Origin of the sequence: Ekhidna sp., from assembly GCF_039960695.1 — a bacterium.
Lineage (GTDB): Bacteria > Bacteroidota > Bacteroidia > Cytophagales > Cyclobacteriaceae > Ekhidna.
In genome coordinates this window covers 408606-425993 of record NZ_JBDVKP010000020.1, presented here as the reverse complement: position 1 = coordinate 425993, position 17388 = coordinate 408606, and the positions used below count along the sequence as shown (strand labels likewise).

Genomic DNA, 17388 nt, shown 5'->3' with positions numbered 1-17388 from the left:
AAGCGACACAATATGTACCCTTGAATAGTCTGTATAACACAAATTGAAAAAAGATCAAGTTGGATGCATATTATGCGTTGTAATCGTTATTTTCTTAAGGGTATTTTTACCAAACCGAGTAGATAATTAGTACATGATAAATCTAATGTTAGGAATACGTATTCTTTTGATAAGTACTTTAATTCTAGCTTCTATTGGGACTTTTTCACAAAATGGAGGATCAGAAAATATCTTGAACTCGCTCAACAAAGTCGATTCATTGTTGAGTAAAAATCAGGATTCCCTGGCTTGGATTCTTCTTATGGAAGTGGAACCGTATAAGGATAACTCAGACGAAATTTTTCTTAAGTACAATATTTTTCTTGGGGACTATTATTTGGGTGAGGGGCTCAATATTGAAGCAATAAAAGCTTACAGAGAACTATTGACCCTCAGCTCAAAAGATTTTGGAAAAAAAGATGCAATCATGTTGGCCAAAGCCATCAATGATATGGGGATTGCTTTGCAAAGAACCGGACAGACAAGGGATGCTATTGATGCACATATCAAAAGTCAAGAAATCTATGATAGATATAATGATCCCCAAGGAGGTTCGTATAATTATAATAACATAGCTATAATTTTTACTCAGCTTAAGAAGATAGACTCTGCACTCTATTTTCATGAGAAAAGTCTTGAATATTCCCGCTTAGCTTACGACACTATGGGAATAGGATTTAACCATTTAAACATGGCTATTTTATATTCAGACAATAATGATCTAGTTAAAGCATTGCTTCATTTTCAAGAAGGAATAAAGATTTTCGAGCAGCAGAGAAACGATCGAATGATTAACGCACTTAAAAGACGCCTGGCAAGTTTTTATCTCCGGGTAAAGGATTATGAATCATCGCTAATACTCCTGGAAGACGTCTTGGTATATTATAAAGAGAAAGATTCCAAAACAGGATTGGGAGGAACGCATGTTGCATTAGGTGAAGCATTTATGAGTTTGGAAAAACTTGATACGGCGCTGTACCATCTGAACATGGGCATAAGCTACTATGAACCAAGTCACTATGTGCACGGATTAACTAAGGCATATTTGTTAAAAGGGAGTTATTGGATGGAAAAAGGAAACATTGAGTTGTCGCTACAGAATTATGAAAAGTCTTTGGAGATAAGCAAGGGTGCTCATCATGGAATGACTATGAACGCCTTCAGCGGAATTGCAAAAATTCATCTAATTAAAGAAAGATATCAACTCGCAATTAATGCAGTAGAAAATGGTTTAGAGACTGCTAATTATTCTGCATCTCCTGGTAATATGGCAACATCATATGAGATTTTATATGAATGCCATAAAGCTTTGGGACACTATGCTTTAGCGGTTGATTATTTAGAAAAATACAATAAGGAGAAAGGAAAAGTATTCGATGATGATCAGATGATAAAGCTGGCTAGGATTGAGTATCAAAACCAATTAAATAGAGAAGAATCTGAAAGAAATGCGAATCAAACTAAAAAAGACTTAGAGGCTAGTAATAAGCTTGCCCGTGAGAAACTGCTTCGATATTCAGCCATAGTGGTCAGTCTATTGATCCTTTTAGCCTCAGTTTTTATTTTCAGAGCGTATAAAATAAAGCGAAGCGCCAATGAACAATTAACCATAAGAAATGCTGAGCTGAAAGCACTACGTGATCGTGAGCAACAACTATCTCAAGAGTCTATCGCCTCAAAAGAAAGGGAGCTTGCCACAATGGCGATGGCATCACATGAAAAAAATAGCGTACTAAATGATTTGAGTCAGAAGATCTCGTTTTTAGAAAGTAGAATGAGCGACGAGTTGAGGCCTTCCTTAAAGGAGATGCAAAAAACGATTAAGAATAGTTATTCGCTCGATAATAGCTGGGACAGCTTTCTACATAAATTTGAAAACGTACATCCCCAATTTTTTGACAGACTCAAGGATGAAAACCCAGTTCTTACTAATGAAGATTTGAAGCTCAGTGCCTATCTTAAAATTGGAATGTCAAATAAGGAGATTGCGAATGTTACACACCTTACTTTAGGCTCGGTGAAAAGCAAAATCAACCGACTCAAGAAAAAGTTGGCTATGGGACCCGAAGATAGCCTCCGGGACTTCATGTTGAAATATGCCTAAGTCGGATTAGTTTGAAAACAACAAGAATCCGAATTCAAATTCTCCAATAAAAGTCACATCACCGGATTTTTGAAACTCACCGTCGGAATATCCTACTCCGATACTTAATCCGAGATGTATTCCGCTGGCATAGTTTCGCTCAAAACCCCAAACTGGCCCTACTGCAAAAACATTGGTCACTTGATCTCTGGCGGCTTGCTCCAAAAGGTTGGTTGTACTTCCAAAGGGTTTGAATTGGTGTTGATAATAGAGCCCAACATAGTTGCCGGAATTATTTCTAAGATTTGATTTTTTGATGTTCTTACGAGAATAATAGTTCCTTACTGAGGAGGTCAGGAATGGTGTAGCAAAGAAGTAGGAATTTGATCCATTCGCCCCTGTCTCGGCGTAAGCTGTAGGGGCTATTCCACCACTGAAAGTAAAAGACTTATTTTGATCTATTTTCCGCTCATATGAAGCAGTTAGAGGTAAAATGTTCAAACTTAATTGATTGTCTGAAAGATTAACATTTTGAGCGAATGAACCAATGCTTGCGATAAGCATGACAATTGTTAATATTCTTTTCATTTTGGATTAGCGTTAGTGAAAAATTCTTTTTTGTTTGCGTAATGCAATTATTTGACCAAAATATAATCGTCAACAAAGATCACCTGGATTTTAACAATCATGTAAACAACCTGATATATATGCAATGGGCTCTCGATATTTCAAGAGCTCACTGGTTGGCAGAGGTTACTGAGGAGATTGACTTGCAATATTTCTGGATGGTGCGCTCGCATCATGTCGAATATAAGAAGCAAGCCTTTCTTGGGGATGAAATAACTGTGAAGACATACGTAGAAGGATATCGTGGACCTTTTTCAGATAGAATAGTAAAAATTTGTAATGCGAATGAGCTTTTGGTAGAAGTAAAATCTAATTGGTGCCTGATTGAAAGAGAGACCCAAAAGCTGAAGCGTGTTCCCGAAGAAATTCAGGCACTATTCAAGTAAAAAAGTGGAGCTAGCCGGTCTCGAACCGGCGACCTCTACACTGCCAGTGTAGCGCTCTAGCCAACTGAGCTATAGCCCCAGAAAAAGCGAAAATAGTAAAAGCTACTTAATCACTCGCCGAAAATTTCGAACATTGTTCTTATAGTAGTCTGCGAGTAGATTGGATTCAACAACACCTCGGGATGAAGATGCATGAATGAAAAGTATTTTATCACCACTTACGTAAGTGATCATGCCGCTATGATACCACTTGGAGCCTTTTTTCTTGAATTTAAAGTAAACCAAATCGCCCGCTCTAATGCCTTCCCAACCCCGTTTTTTACCAGTCTTAGATTGTTCTTTTGCTGTTCTGGGTAAATTCACTCCAATTGTTTTATAAGCATTATGAATTAATCCTGAACAGTCTATTCCAGCTTTTGAATTTCCACCCCATCTATAAGGTGTACCGATGTAGGATCTTCCAGTATTAATAACTGATTCTATATTTTGCTTTCGTTTCTTTTTCTTACGTTGTGCAGGTGCAGAAATAAAAATACCTACCACCATAAAAGCTGCTAGCAGGTATCTCATATATATAATGTGGTGTTTTTTCACTTACCTAACCACGAATTGAACATCCATAAGGTTTTCTCTTGTCCATTAACCAGACCTATCATCATATCTTCAGTTTCATTATCACCTGCATCAACGGCCATCTCTTTCACTTTATTCTCCTGACTAATTAAAGTGGTTAAATTATTCACAATCATTCGTACTAATGCTTCATCCTTAGATTCATCTTTCACCGACTTTATGTTCGAGTGCTCCAAGTAGGTTTCAAGTGCATGATGGGGCCTGCCACCTATGGTTAAGATTCGCTCAGCTATATCGTCAATGTTGGTAAGTGCTTCTGTATAAAGTTCTTCAAACTTGACATGCAATTCAAAAAATCGAGGACCCTTAATGTTCCAATGTGCACCTCTTGCATTTTGGTAATACACATGAAAGTCTGAAAGCAATTGGTTTAGTTCTGTTATTAATTTACTCGACATAAAATTTTGTTTTTAATTAAGTGGTAAATTATTTCATCCGAAATAATCAATCATTTAGTTAATAAACAGAATAAATCGAGGTTTTGTTCGGTTTGATTTTGGATGCTAAAATCTTCATGCGTGATAGACTTAACCAGTTTATCATCCGTTTCTTTCAGCCGATTTCTATTCATGCGATTCAGCATGTCGTAAGGAATCCGGAGTATGCTAGCCGGTAACCTATGTTGCAAATTAAAGATATCAAACCTCATTATTTTTTGTACAGAAGCTCTATTTCTTTCATGGTATTGAAGCACATTTTCATTGCCTGCTATCCCTTTCATCTCTACCTTATTAAAGTACTTTTTGCAAAGGGCAGCTAGCTCATCTCCTGTATATTCGCGTTCATGCCAGGGATTTCGGGATAAGGTCATTTTAATATTTGGAGTAGTTATCAGAGCCATTCCTCCAGGCTTTAATACTCGATGAATTTCTTTTACAAATCCCTCATCATCTTTTACATGTTCAATTACCTGAAAAGTGACAATCGAATCAAACGAATTATCCTCAAATGGGAAAGGTGGGAATACACCGCTCATAAATTGATAGTCAGGATATTTTTTTTCTAAGCTGTCTATGACAGTTTCTATTTTATCAATACCGATGTATGAATCAGCCAAAGGTGCCAATAACTCCACTCCACGTCCTTCCCCACACCCTAACTCTAGCAAGTCACCTTTGATGAATGGCTTAGCCAGATGATAGGCAGAAAGGAGTCGCTGATGAATCACATTGTCAGAAGGGATTTTATCAGAGGCAATTTCAGTTGTATATACGCTCATGGCATTTTATGTGTCGTACGATTTTTGTTTAAAGAGCACAAAGAAAATCAATTATATAGCTAATTTGGATATCTATGAGAACACGTGATCTTTTATTGGGCATATTTATGATTTTGGGTGCATTTTCTTCAAATGCCATCAACTTCTCTAGAGTAAATGTGGCTTGGCAATACGATCTGAACTTTGAGGTTCAAGTGTCGCATCGTGTTGTAAGAACAGATGAAGGAATAATAGTTTTTCTAAGAATTACATCCGACTCATTATCAGGTTGGAATTATGAATTTCTTGTTCAGGATGGCTATGAATCAGAAACACATAGAAATATTACCCAAGTACCCGACAGTTTATTTAATACCACCAATCAGGTAGTGTTAAAACTCACATTGCCTCTGATGGAAGAGAGCCTACTTGTGCTGAAATTTTCAAAGCCAGAAAATTTTTATTATTACGACATTCCCATAAAAATTGGAACTCTTTCCTTTCCAGGGGTCTATCCAGCAAATGAAAACGGGTTGCCAATTATGGAAAAATACATCAACCGATCAGGGTTTAAATGGATAGGAAATAACACTTTTCTGGCAACCCAATATCCAGAAGCTTTTCCTCCTGCGGATCCACCTATGGCAGATATGAAGCCTTTAGCACCTCAAGTGGAGATGGATACATCTTTTCTTTTTAGTGATGACGCAAGCTTTTTGGAGAATAAGTTTTATACCGTGTTGAAAGACTCTTTAGCTTCTTTGGGAGTGACTATGCTGCGTGTGCCTCCTTACTTCCCGGAGTATCGGCAACTTGGTGAGCTCATAGAATCTATGCTCTACCTAACTAGCGAGCAGGAAAGAAAGTCAATGTTGAAGTCTAAAAATCCGAAAGAGTCATTTGATTCATTTTGGATGAACACTTACTCAACAAAATCACGAGCACGTAATGCAATTCGCAGGTATTATAATATGGTGGAGCAGGCGAATGTTCTTTTTACGGACTTTAAGCCAGGATGGAAAACAGATAGAGGAATGATGTATATAGTATTTAGTTTGCCAGATGAGGTCTATCGAACGGGAAACTCCGAGGAATGGTACTATGACAGTGGTTTGGCCTTTGAGTTCACAGTAATCTCCACTTTTTTTGCACCCAAAACATATGCACTACGGCGAAATAAAGACTTTGAAGAACTGTGGTACAAGCAAATAGCGACTATTCGTCGGTGATAAATGAATAAGAAATCGGATATTATTTACGGGATACGAACAGTTATAGAAGCAGCTAAGTCTGGGCAGCATCTGGAGCGAGTGTTTGTACAAAAAAGCTTGAAAGGTGAGCTCTATAAAGAGCTGATGTCGGAATTACATCAGACATCCACTCCCATTTCAAAAGTGCCATCAGAGCGAATCAATAAATTCACCAAGAAAAATCATCAAGGTGTAGTAGCGCTGATTTCACCTATTCAATATCACTCTTTGGAACATCTGATTCCGCAGCTATATGAGGAGGGTAAAAATCCATTGATATTGATTCTTGATGAAGTAACAGATATTAGGAACTTTGGAGCGATCGCTCGTACGGCAGAGTGCTTAGGTGTTCATAGTTTGGTCATTCCGTCAAGAGGCGGAGCTCAAGTCAATGAAGATGCGGTTAAAACCTCAGCCGGAGCATTCAATTACCTTCCAGTTTGTCGGGAGAAGAATTTATTGGACTCAGCTAGGTTTTTACAGGAATCAGGTGTCAATATCATTTCTTGCTCTGAGAAAACCGACAAGACACTTGATCAAGTGGATTTTACTTTACCCACAGCAATTATCATGGGCTCAGAAGAACGAGGAATATCAAGCGAACTAATGGAGCTTTCCAATGAAATTGTTAAAATCCCAATGTCAGGCTCAATAGAGTCGCTAAACGTCGGAGTTGCGTCCGGAATGGCACTTTATGAAGTACAAAGGCAACGAAAGAGCTAGACGTATTTTTCTCCCTTCTCAGATTTTACATCTGTGATAAAATCACGGAAAAGAGAAGAATCTTCTTTTTTACAGACTAACAAAACATCATCAAAGTCCGCTATTAGAAAACCTTCGCAGCCTTGAACAACTGTGATCTTCCCTTTTTTGCCTTTGATATAGTTGTCTTTAGAATCATAGGTCATCACATTCCCTTCAACTACATTATCAGAATCATCCTTATCCTTAATTTCATGCAAGGCATTCCATGACCCTAAATCTGACCAACCAAAATCTCCAGGTACTACATAAACATTATCAGCTTTTTCCATGACGGCATAGTCTATGGAAATGTTCTTACATTGACTGTATGCTTTCTTTATAAAGGCCTGCTCAGAATCAGTGTAAAATTCACTTAACCCTGCTGCGAATATGCTTGCTATTTCTTCCTCATGCTTTTCAAAAGCCTTGATAATTGAATCGATAGACCATATGAAGATTCCGGAATTCCATAAAAAATCCCCGCTCTCAATAAACTTAATTGCAAGATCAGTCTCAGGTTTTTCGGTAAAGGTTTTCACTTTTTTTACAGGGACTCCAGGATCACTCAAGTATTGAATGTAGCCATAGCCTGTTTCTGGTCTATTAGGTCTAATTCCAATAGTAATCAGTTTTTCTTCCGAAGAGGCGCTCTCGACTGAGGTATTAATTACTTTTTGAAATTCTTTTTCCTTGAAAATAGCATGATCAGAAGGACTCACAACCAAAACTGCATTAGGGTCTCGCTTCATGATTTTGTAGGAGGCATATGCAATACAAGGTGCGGTATTGCGCTTTTCAGTTTCCAGCAAAACTTGATGTTTTTCCAGCTCAGGCAATTGATCATGGATTAATAGCTCATATTTCTCATTTGAAACTACCCAAATTTTATCTGGGGTGGTTATTTCCGCAAATCGATCAAAAGTCATTTGCAATAAAGACCGCCCTGTACCCAAGACATCTAAAAATTGTTTTGGTTTAGCATCGCGACTATAAGGCCAAAAACGGGTACCGCTTCCTCCTGCCATAATCACAACATATATATTTGTACTCATAAAATTTTCGTGAGAAATTCGCGTAAGAAATAACCGGCGCAAATATAGCCCATTCCTTAAGCGTTAGTAGAACGTACACACCTGAAAGGACAATTTGTTTGCGATCATGGTTTTGATTAACTTTTTACTTTACATCAACCTGGAGAGATGGAGACAACCGCCGAAGTGAGTCTTAAGGAAAGCCTCAAGCGTGTTTTTGGATATGATAAATTCCGAGGTAAGCAAGAGGAAATTATTACTAATATTCTTGATCGAAAGAATACGTTTGTAATTATGCCAACTGGAGCTGGTAAATCACTGTGCTACCAGCTGCCGGCAATCGTGCAAGACGGAACTACCATCGTTATTTCGCCGCTGATCGCCCTTATGAAAAATCAGGTAGATCAAATGAATGCTGTGGGCGTGCATGCACGGTTTTTAAATTCCACGTTGACAAAATCTGAAAGCAATAGAGTAAAAAAAGATACCATATCAGGTGCAGTAAAGTTGCTTTACGTGGCACCAGAGTCGTTGACCAAGGAGGAGAACGTGGAATTCTTAAAGCAGGCAAAGATCTCCTTTGTTGCTATAGACGAAGCACACTGTATATCAGAATGGGGGCATGATTTCAGGCCTGAGTATCGAAGAATTAAAGACATCATTGCGAAACTTGGCGATATACCGATGATCGCTCTCACCGCGACAGCAACACCTAAAGTTCAGTTGGATATCCAAAAGAACCTTTCCATGGATGGCGCGAAGCTCTATAAATCATCATTTAATCGAACCAACCTTTACTATGAAGTAAGACCTAAACAAAATGCCAAAAAACAACTGATTAAGTTTATTAAGAGCCACAAAGGTGCAAGCGGCATTATCTATTGTTTAAGCAGAAAGAAGGTTGAAGAGATTGCTGAGTTTTTGAAAGTAAATGACATCAATGCCGCTCCGTATCATGCTGGGATGGAATCAAAAGAGCGGATGAGAAATCAGGATGGATTCTTAAATGAAGATATAGATGTAATAGTAGCGACAATCGCATTTGGTATGGGTATTGACAAGCCAGATGTTCGCTTTGTTGTTCACTACGATGCACCAAAATCCATAGAAGGATATTATCAGGAAACAGGCAGGGCAGGAAGAGACGGCATCAATAGCGATTGCCTGATGTTCTATTCCTATAACGACATCCTCAAGTTGGAAAAATTCAACAAAGACAAAGCGGTAACAGAACGTGAAAATGCACGCTTTCTTTTGGAGGAAATGGCATCTTACGCTGATTCTGCTATTTGCAGACGCAAACAGTTGTTGCACTACTTTGGAGAAGAATTTATTGAGGAAAACTGCGGGCAGTGTGATAATTGTGTACATCCGAAAGAAAAATTTGAAGGAAAAGAAATTATCCAGCTGGTTATCCAAGCAGTGATTCAGACGAATGAGAGATTTGACATGAATCATCTTGCATCTCTTCTTATTGGAAAATCAACTCAGCATGTTAAAAGCTATGATCACGATAAGCTGGAAACTTTTGGGAAAGGGAAATCCATTAGCGAAGACGAAAATTTTTGGAGGTCCGTGATTAGGCAAACTCTTCTACATGAGTTTTTGAAAAAAGACATTGAGAATCCTTCCGTGTTTAAAGTTTCTGCCAAAGGCAAAAAGTTCCTTGATTCCCCACATTCACACATGCTTACAAAGGATCATGAATTCACAGCAGATGGGGATAATGAGGACGATATGGACAAGATTCCAGTAAACGTAAGCGCATACGACAAAACACTTTTCGGGATGCTAAAGAAGCTCCGAAAAGACATTGCCCATCACGAGGACATTCCTCCATACGTGATTTTCAGTGATCCATCGATGGAAGAAATGTGTACGGTTTACCCAACGACAATGGATGACCTCAAGCAGATCGTCGGCGTGGGAGAAAGCAAGGCAAAAAAGTTTGGAGAGCCATTTCTTCAAATGATTGAAGAGTATGTAGATGAGCACGATATCATTACTGCCTCTGATGTACTCATCAAGACCGCAGGAACCAAGTCGAAGAATAAGATTTATATCATCCAGCATATAGATCAAAAAATGGATTTTGAAGAAATAGCCGAGGCACGCGGAATGAAATATGAGGAAGTAATAGCTGAAGTTGAGAATATATGTTATTCGGGGACAAAGCTCAATATCGATTATTACATCGATCAACTCTTAGATGATGATAGACAAGACGACATCTATGATTATTTTCTCAATGCTGAAACAGACGAATTGGTTGTAGCCATGGAAGAGTTGGGCGAATATTATTCCGAGGATGAAGTTAGGCTTATGCGCGTGAAATTCATGTCTGAATATGCACATTGATTAACGTCTTCCATCTCTTTGAAATACCAACGAATACCAAGAACTTAGCCACCAGTTTTATAAAACCACAATCATGAACATTTTAATTCTCGGTTCCGGCGGACGGGAGCATGCACTCGCCTGGAAGGTCAAACAAAGTCCTAAATGTGGTAAGATCTTTATCGCACCCGGAAATGGAGGCACACATAAAGTAGGAACCAACCTAGATATAGATCCTGGCAACTTCGAAAAGGTGGAAGCGGCTTTGAAGGAATATGACATTGAAATGCTGATTGTGGGGCCGGAAGACCCGTTGGTAAACGGAATTGTTGATCACCTCAGAAAAATTAAGGCTTTCAAAAAATTGATGATCATAGGGCCTTCTGCCAAGGGAGCGATGCTTGAAGGGAGCAAGGAATATGCGAAGGAATTCATGAAAAAGCACGGGATCCCAACTGCGGATGCTCGAACTGTCACCAAGGATAACCTCGAAGAAACGATTAAATATATGGAAAGACTTGACCCTCCATATGTGCTCAAAGCAGATGGCTTAGCAGGTGGAAAGGGAGTGATCATAACCGAGGAGCTCGAGGAAGCAAGAAAGTCGCTGAGAAATCTTATTGAGGATAAGAAATTTGGCGCAGCTAGTGAAAAAGTATTGTTGGAACAATTCCTCAAAGGAATAGAGGTTTCCTTCTTTGTAATTACAGATGGTAAAGACTACAGAATTTTGCCAGAAGCCAAAGATTACAAACGTATTGGCGAGAGAGATACAGGACTAAATACCGGTGGAATGGGAGCAGTTTCACCCGTTGTATTTGCGGATCGCGCGTTCAAAGAAAGGGTAAATAAGACCATTATAAAGCCAACAATTGACGGATTGATGAAGGAAAAGATCGACTATTGTGGATTTGTATTTTTCGGACTGATTAATGTGGGAGGTGATCCCTTTGTAATAGAGTATAATGTTAGAATGGGAGATCCTGAAACTGAAGTTGTATTGCCAAGAATCAAGTCCGATTTTCTTGAGTTATTGATAGCAGCAGCTAATAAAACACTCATTGATACTGAAATCGAATACGAGAGGTTCACAGCATCTACGGTAATGTACGTAAGTAGAGGATATCCAGAATTTTATGAGAAAGGTCATGAAATTACTGTTGGCAACATCACTACAGTTTTGCCATTTCACGCAGGAACCAAAATACAGAATGGAAAGCTCATTACCAATGGAGGGCGTGTTATTGCATTGACGGGTTTGGGGAAAAACCTCGGGGAAGCCTTGAGTAAATCATATGCCGGCGGCCAGGCAGTACAATGGGAAGGCAAGAAATTCAGAGAGGACATTGGATTTGACCTCAAAGAACTTGGTCAATAGGTTTCATTCTTTAAAGTTCAGAATTCCTGAAGATATCGATTAGATTACGGAACTATGGGATGCGCAAATTGCGGTACAGGCGGATCGGCCGGGTGTCAAAATAACGGCCATTGCAGCACAGGAGGTTGTAATAAGCTCAATGTGTTTGATTGGCTTTCAAATATGGATGTGCCCTCCTTGCATCGATTTGATATCGTTGAGGTTCGGTTTAAAAATGGGAGAAAAGAATTTTTCAGAAATGCCAAAAAACTAGACATTGTAACAGGGGATCCTGTCGTTGTTGACGTGCCAAATGGACATCACATTGGCTATGTTTCTCTGCAAGGTGAGCTTGTAAGATTACAATTATCTAAGAAAGGCATTGATGACGATGAGAGTGTAAGGGAGATCTATCGAAAGGCCACCTCACGAGATATGGAGAGATGGAATGAAGCTCGAAACCGTGAAGAAGCCGTCATGTATCGTACGAAGGAGATCATTCAACAGACAAAACTTGAAATGAAACTGACCGACGTAGAGTTTCAGGCAGACGGCACAAAGGCAACCTTTTTCTATTCTGCTGATGGACGAGTTGATTTTCGAGAGTTGATAAAAATGTTGGCTGGAGAGTTTAGAATCCGTGTAGAAATGAGACAAATCAGTGTTCGACAAGAAGCTGGAAGAATCGGAGGTTTGGGCGTTTGTGGTCGAGAGCTTTGCTGCTCTACATGGCTTACTGATTTTAAGAATGTCTCAACATCAGCTGCTCGTTACCAAAACTTATCACTCAATCCAAGCAAACTTTCAGGTCAATGTGGAAGGCTTAAATGCTGCCTAAACTATGAGCTTGACACCTATATGGAGGCGCTAAGGGATATCCCTGAAGTTGAAAAACCTTTGCAAACTCAGCGTGGGAATGCAAAACTTCAGAAAACAGACATCTTCCGGAAGATCATGTGGTTTGGATATGATGATGACAACAATTGGCAGGCCGTTGATGCCGCTCGCGTAAAGGAAATTCAAGAGATGAACAAAAAAGGGAAGAAACCATCTTCTCTTACTGAAAATGAGATAGAGCCGGATCAATTAGAAACTTCGTCCATCAATAGTGACCTTGAGGCCATGGATCGAAAGTTTAGTGGGAAGGGTAATAAGAATAAAAAGAAGCATAATAAACACAGAGGTAAAAAACCTCATCACAAAAAGTCTGAAAATTCTTGATATGAAATACCTAATCATACTAGCTATTTTTATTTCATTTACTTCATGCGATTCTAGCCGAGTCTATGAAGATTATAATGACATGGATGAGGCCTTTTGGCACCTGGATTCCATTCAGGAGTTTAATTTTAAGATTGCTGATACTACAAGGTCATACAATCTCTTAGCAACTTTTAGGAATGCCTCTTCCTACCCATTTTACAACTTATATTTCCAATATACGCTGCAAGATTCTGTGGGAAATACTCTGAAACAAGAATTGAAGCAAGTCGATCTTTTTGATCCTAAAACTGGAGAACCTTATGGCAGCGGACTCGGAGATCTTTTCGATCATTCCTTTGAACTAGAGACGAATTATGAATTTGAAAGCAAAGGGAATTACTCGATTTCATTTGAACAATATATGAGGAGAGACACACTTCCTTTTATTCTATCTGTTGGAGCTAGAGTTGAATTCGCCGAATAACTTAGGAGTAGTTTTCAATTATTTGAATATAAAAATCGTCTCATTTTTTCTTTGGCTGCCTCAAGATCAATCCAAAATTCTCGACTATGAAAACGTACGTGAGGCCAGTTTTTCATCATTAAATGAAAATGCTGAAATGCGTAAATCTGCTTGGGAGATAACGCTTGATAGTATCTTTCGTCATCCGTAAGAATGAGACCAGTATAGGTACTCCCCCTTTTTACGGAAAGATCTGCAAATGGCAATTCTTTTGCCAATTTGAATTCATCAAACTCGTGAAAGGATTTTTCCTGAATTCTATTCCTGAGAAACCAATTTACGTGGTGCTCTTCGTACTCAGGTATGTTTGGTGTCCACTTGCCAATACTTACTTCCCAGGCATATTCAAGATATTTTTTTAGCAGCTTTGGTCCTTCATTTTTTGCATCTTCTGTTTTTAGCAGCTGAGGCAATATGCTACTTACAATCAGCACCTTTTCTCGTGCACGGGTTACTGCCACGTTCAATCGATTTTCTCCACCTTGAGCATTTAGGCTACCAAACTGAAGCTTCAACTTACCCTTTTTATCAGGGGCATATCCAATACTGAAAATAATGATGTCACGCTCGTCACCTTGCACGTTTTCTATGTTTTTCACAAATAGAGAATCTGGAATTAGAATTTTCTTCTCTGACGAGAGTTCTTCTATAAGATCAAGAATTAACCCTTGCTGCTTGTAGTTAAATGTCACGATTCCAATTTCCTTTTCCGGATTTTTTTGAAAAAGGTTCAATGCTTGAACAGCCACCTCTCGGGCTTCAATTTCATTAACGCCATCATCCCAAATTCCTTTTGCCTGAATAAAGTCAATGGCTGGCTCATTATTATTAACATAGCTGTAATCCGGTAAAAGCCTCAGCTTTCCATTGTAAAAATGTTTATTGGAAAAATCGATAAGCTCCAGCGACTTACTCCTGTAGTGTCCGGCCAGGCTAACTTCAGGCAGATAATGCTTAGTTAGATCTAAAAGCGAATCGATTGCTAGCTCAGGCGTATCATCATCTTCATCGTCCCATCGCACACGATATAGATCGCTTGGTTGAAGTTGCATACTATCACCAGTGACCACAATCTGTCTGCCGCGATACATAGCCGGAATTCCTCGTTCCGCGAAACATTGGGAAGCCTCATCAAAGATGACCAAATCGAAAACTTCACGCATTGGAAAAATGGCCGAAGCGCTTTCGGGAGAACACATCCAGCATGGAAGAAGCGTAAACAGTTCATCAGCAAATTCGGAGATGACTTTTCTGATTGGCCAAATTCGTCTTTTCTTGGTCACTTGATGTTGTAGATCACGATATGTCACCCGATTTTTCAGCCTGTTATATTCTATGTCTTCATAGGTTTTTTCTCTAGATTTTAGCAACAAGATTTCCTTGCTTGCTTCTCGTTTTGTTTCTATTTGTTCACGGAGTTCCGTTGTTAGAGCGTCAAGTTTTCCCGAGGCAACATTTCTTAAATCAGGAAATTTTGATTCAATATGATCTATCCACGCGAGGGAAAGACTATTATTGAAAAGCTCGAGTCTTTCATCAATAGATCCAGCACTGCTGGTGTTGATTTCATCAAGGACCTTTAAATCTTCAGTAGAGAGATTGATCTTTAACTTGTGATACTCACAAATGGCGTCAAAATCTTTTTTCAGAAGCTTTTCAAGTTTGTGCGGATCTTCTTTTTTTAGAATGATGGCACGTATCTGATGAATATTTATATAGCGACTCCATAGAATAAGCTGTTGTGGGACTTTATGGATCATCGAAATAAGCTGATCAAGTCGCTGGTGATATCCTTTGTGCTCTAATTTGCCTACATTGAGATATTCTGTTAGAGATCGTATGGTCTGTGCTACAGCAAACATGTTCAGACCCATTTTTTGCCAATAAAACCAATCTTGAAGGTCGATTTTACGAAAGCTTGACGGAAAATTATGTAACCATGAGTTGTCCTGGATGAGAGAAAGCGAATGTTCAAAGTTGAGACGATTATCAATTCGCTCCACTAAAACATTAAATCCGCGCCTGTTACTTTTTAAGTCATTAGCAACCATCACACGCTTTAAAAATATTTTTTCCTTGGATAAAAGTACCCACTTGAACCAGCTAAAAGGGTTTTTTCGGGCTCGCATTGCCGATCGTAAAACCTCTTGAAAGCGACCCAAATCTTCTGACTTGAGTGTGCTTTCCAGCCCAACTCCACGAAAACAAGCCATCATTGTACGCTCAGTTTGAGAAAGCCAGTTTAAGTCTTTTGTTGGCTTATCTGCATGCAGTTGTTGATATACCTTGAAAACTACTGCTTCCTTTAGCCCTTCAAGTAGTTCAATAAGCTCTGGCAGTTTATTAGATAGATACTCACCAGTCTCAAAATCGATAGGTCTGGAACAAAATTCTTTGGAAGTAGAGAGCAACATCTCATTGAAGGCAGGAACTTCGTGCAGTACGTTTTTGAGCCGGACTAAATCACTTGTTTGGAAAGCGGCAAAAGAAGGTCCCTTTGCCCAAAAATGCGTTCGTTTTTCAAACTGATCAAAATATCCAAGATAAGCCTTGAACTTTCGAAATGTTTCAGGAAGATCATGAAAATGAAAAGATCGATACTCCAAATTCATACTAAAGCTCGGTAAATCAGGGCTGCTAGTGAGATAAAGTTCCTTTACTGACTTCCCACATTCCGATTCATCAAATAAGGCTTCTCGAAACTCCTGCAGCTCTTCTACAATCTGATCGATTCGTCTGCTTGCCTGAAGGAAACTGCGCTCCAACTGAATGGCATCAAGACTGTTGTTTTTCTTTTGATAGACCTCAACAGATTCAATCTGCAAGTCAATCTGTTCATAGATGGGCTTTCTGTCATTTTTAAAATCGTGCACCAATGCCACAAAATCGTGCATTTCCTTCTCCTTTAATCGCTGATACACAACATCCAAAGCAGCCTTTTTCTGACATACCAAGAGTACATTCTTTCCTCTGGCTATAAAATCACATATAAGGTTACTAATGAGTTGAGACTTACCGGTACCTGGAGGTCCCTGAACGACAAGAGAGTTTCCTTTTTTTATCTCCTTAAGCGCATGCTCCTGATAGGCATCTAGGGGAAAAGGAGTAAAGGTATTTTCCTCGTTTACACGGTCGAAAAGAGCAAGCTGATTTTCATTCTCCTGCTTTACTTTTTTCACAAAAAATTCCTCTAGATCCGTATCTATCTGATCTTCCAATAGCTTCACGTAATCAGGCACAAGATAAGACCCTGATTGAGGAAATATGCCGAGCACCGCGTGGGGAAACATCTTCAACGCACCAGTTTTCTCACCCGATTCCAGCTGGGTTCTCTTTAAATCAGCAAAATTTTTCAACTCATCAGCAAAATTCTCTTGATTAAAGTTGATCTCAACACCGCTATTTTTGAGTAGTTCATAGAGCTGTGTTCTAAATACTGTAGCATCACGATCGTAATCATCTATTACCGTTTCAATGAGTTCTTCATCTAGTGGAGTTTCGTTGTAAAAAGAGTAGGCTAAAAGGAAGGTTTTGTTCAATGTAATGTTTACATCATCTCTTCGTGACAAATACCATTCATTACCCTCTTTTTCAATAGCCACAGGAAAGAATAGAAGTGGACATCTCACCAAGGTTTCATCAGCAAATTTCCCTTTGATAAAGGGCCAGCCAACATATAAATCCTTAGCTCCTCTCTCTTCGAAAATAAACTTCTCTACACGCTTTATCTTTTTAAGGCGTTTGCTCAACTCATTTGTAGATTTACTTCGGCTATCGATTTCGCTGCACAGTGTAATCTTTTTCTTTTGTTCAATTAAATTTTTAATTATTTGGAAGCTGGTTTCATTTTCGGCATAATCGAAATCATGCACATCTATGAATTGATCTTTCAATAATCTAAGGAGCAAGAGCGATCGATTGTTCCCCGAAAGATTACTTAGGCGCCTTAAATATGACTTGAGAATTTTTTGCATAGC

General features: G+C 39.0%; 14 protein-coding genes and 1 tRNA gene. 8 read left to right on the top strand and 7 right to left on the bottom strand.

What is annotated here, in order from left to right:
- Positions 1–133 precede the first annotated feature (133 nt).
- Positions 134–2143, top strand: a complete 2010-nt coding sequence (locus ABJG98_RS18165; RefSeq protein ID WP_348280974.1) for a hypothetical protein — start codon at positions 134–136, stop codon at positions 2141–2143.
- Between the two features lie 6 nt (positions 2144–2149).
- Here ABJG98_RS18165 and ABJG98_RS18160 read toward each other — a convergent pair whose 3' ends face one another.
- Positions 2150–2710, bottom strand: a complete 561-nt coding sequence (locus ABJG98_RS18160) for a hypothetical protein (protein WP_348280973.1) — start codon at positions 2708–2710, stop codon at positions 2150–2152.
- Between the two features lie 41 nt (positions 2711–2751).
- Between ABJG98_RS18160 and ABJG98_RS18155 the strand changes: the two genes are divergently transcribed.
- Positions 2752–3135: a thioesterase family protein gene (locus ABJG98_RS18155; protein ID WP_348280972.1), complete on the top strand. Its 384-nt coding sequence runs from the start codon at positions 2752–2754 to the stop codon at positions 3133–3135.
- A 5-nt stretch (positions 3136–3140) separates the two neighbouring features.
- On the opposite strand, the gene ABJG98_RS18150 is transcribed toward ABJG98_RS18155, so the two are convergent.
- From ABJG98_RS18150 to ABJG98_RS18135, 4 genes are all read right to left on the bottom strand, one after another.
- Positions 3141–3214 (bottom strand) — tRNA-Ala (locus ABJG98_RS18150).
- 23 nt (positions 3215–3237) lie between these two features.
- On the bottom strand, positions 3238–3705 hold the full coding sequence (locus ABJG98_RS18145) for a C40 family peptidase (RefSeq protein WP_348280971.1): 468 nt from the start codon (positions 3703–3705) through the stop codon (positions 3238–3240).
- A 20-nt stretch (positions 3706–3725) separates the two neighbouring features.
- Positions 3726–4166 (bottom strand): DNA starvation/stationary phase protection protein, encoded by a 441-nt coding sequence (locus tag ABJG98_RS18140; RefSeq protein WP_348280970.1) that lies wholly within the window; start codon positions 4164–4166, stop codon positions 3726–3728.
- A 50-nt stretch (positions 4167–4216) separates the two neighbouring features.
- Positions 4217–4987 (bottom strand): class I SAM-dependent methyltransferase, encoded by a 771-nt coding sequence (locus ABJG98_RS18135; RefSeq protein WP_348280969.1) that lies wholly within the window; start codon positions 4985–4987, stop codon positions 4217–4219.
- A 74-nt stretch (positions 4988–5061) separates the two neighbouring features.
- On the opposite strand from ABJG98_RS18135, the gene ABJG98_RS18130 reads away from it, so the two are divergent.
- Complete coding sequence (locus tag ABJG98_RS18130; RefSeq protein WP_348280968.1) at positions 5062–6195, top strand: GWxTD domain-containing protein; 1134 nt, start codon at positions 5062–5064, stop codon at positions 6193–6195.
- A gap of 3 nt (positions 6196–6198) precedes the next feature.
- Positions 6199–6939 (top strand): 23S rRNA (guanosine(2251)-2'-O)-methyltransferase RlmB, encoded by a 741-nt coding sequence (gene rlmB, locus ABJG98_RS18125; protein WP_348280967.1) that lies wholly within the window; start codon positions 6199–6201, stop codon positions 6937–6939.
- Here the strand turns inward: rlmB and ABJG98_RS18120 are convergent.
- Complete coding sequence (locus ABJG98_RS18120; RefSeq protein ID WP_348280966.1) at positions 6936–8012, bottom strand: mannose-1-phosphate guanylyltransferase; 1077 nt, start codon at positions 8010–8012, stop codon at positions 6936–6938. The two genes, rlmB and ABJG98_RS18120, sit on opposite strands and share 4 nt — an antisense overlap.
- Positions 8013–8159: 147 nt before the next feature.
- On the opposite strand from ABJG98_RS18120, the gene recQ reads away from it, so the two are divergent.
- The 4 genes from recQ (at position 8160) to ABJG98_RS18100 (ending at position 13372) form a co-directional block, all read left to right on the top strand.
- Entirely contained in the window at positions 8160–10349 is a 2190-nt protein-coding gene (gene recQ, locus ABJG98_RS18115) for a DNA helicase RecQ (protein ID WP_348280965.1), read from the top strand.
- Positions 10350–10422: 73 nt separating this feature from the next.
- Positions 10423–11706 (top strand): phosphoribosylamine--glycine ligase, encoded by a 1284-nt coding sequence (gene purD, locus ABJG98_RS18110; RefSeq protein ID WP_348280964.1) that lies wholly within the window; start codon positions 10423–10425, stop codon positions 11704–11706.
- Between the two features lie 54 nt (positions 11707–11760).
- On the top strand, positions 11761–12906 hold the full coding sequence (gene ricT / locus ABJG98_RS18105) for a regulatory iron-sulfur-containing complex subunit RicT (protein WP_348280963.1): 1146 nt from the start codon (positions 11761–11763) through the stop codon (positions 12904–12906).
- A gap of 1 nt (position 12907) precedes the next feature.
- The gene (locus ABJG98_RS18100) at positions 12908–13372 is read left to right on the top strand and encodes a gliding motility lipoprotein GldH (RefSeq protein WP_348280962.1); all 465 of its coding nucleotides are present in this window, start codon (positions 12908–12910) and stop codon (positions 13370–13372) included.
- 14 nt (positions 13373–13386) lie between these two features.
- Here ABJG98_RS18100 and ABJG98_RS18095 read toward each other — a convergent pair whose 3' ends face one another.
- Complete coding sequence (locus tag ABJG98_RS18095; RefSeq protein ID WP_348280961.1) at positions 13387–17385, bottom strand: AAA domain-containing protein; 3999 nt, start codon at positions 17383–17385, stop codon at positions 13387–13389.
- Positions 17386–17388 lie beyond the last annotated feature (3 nt).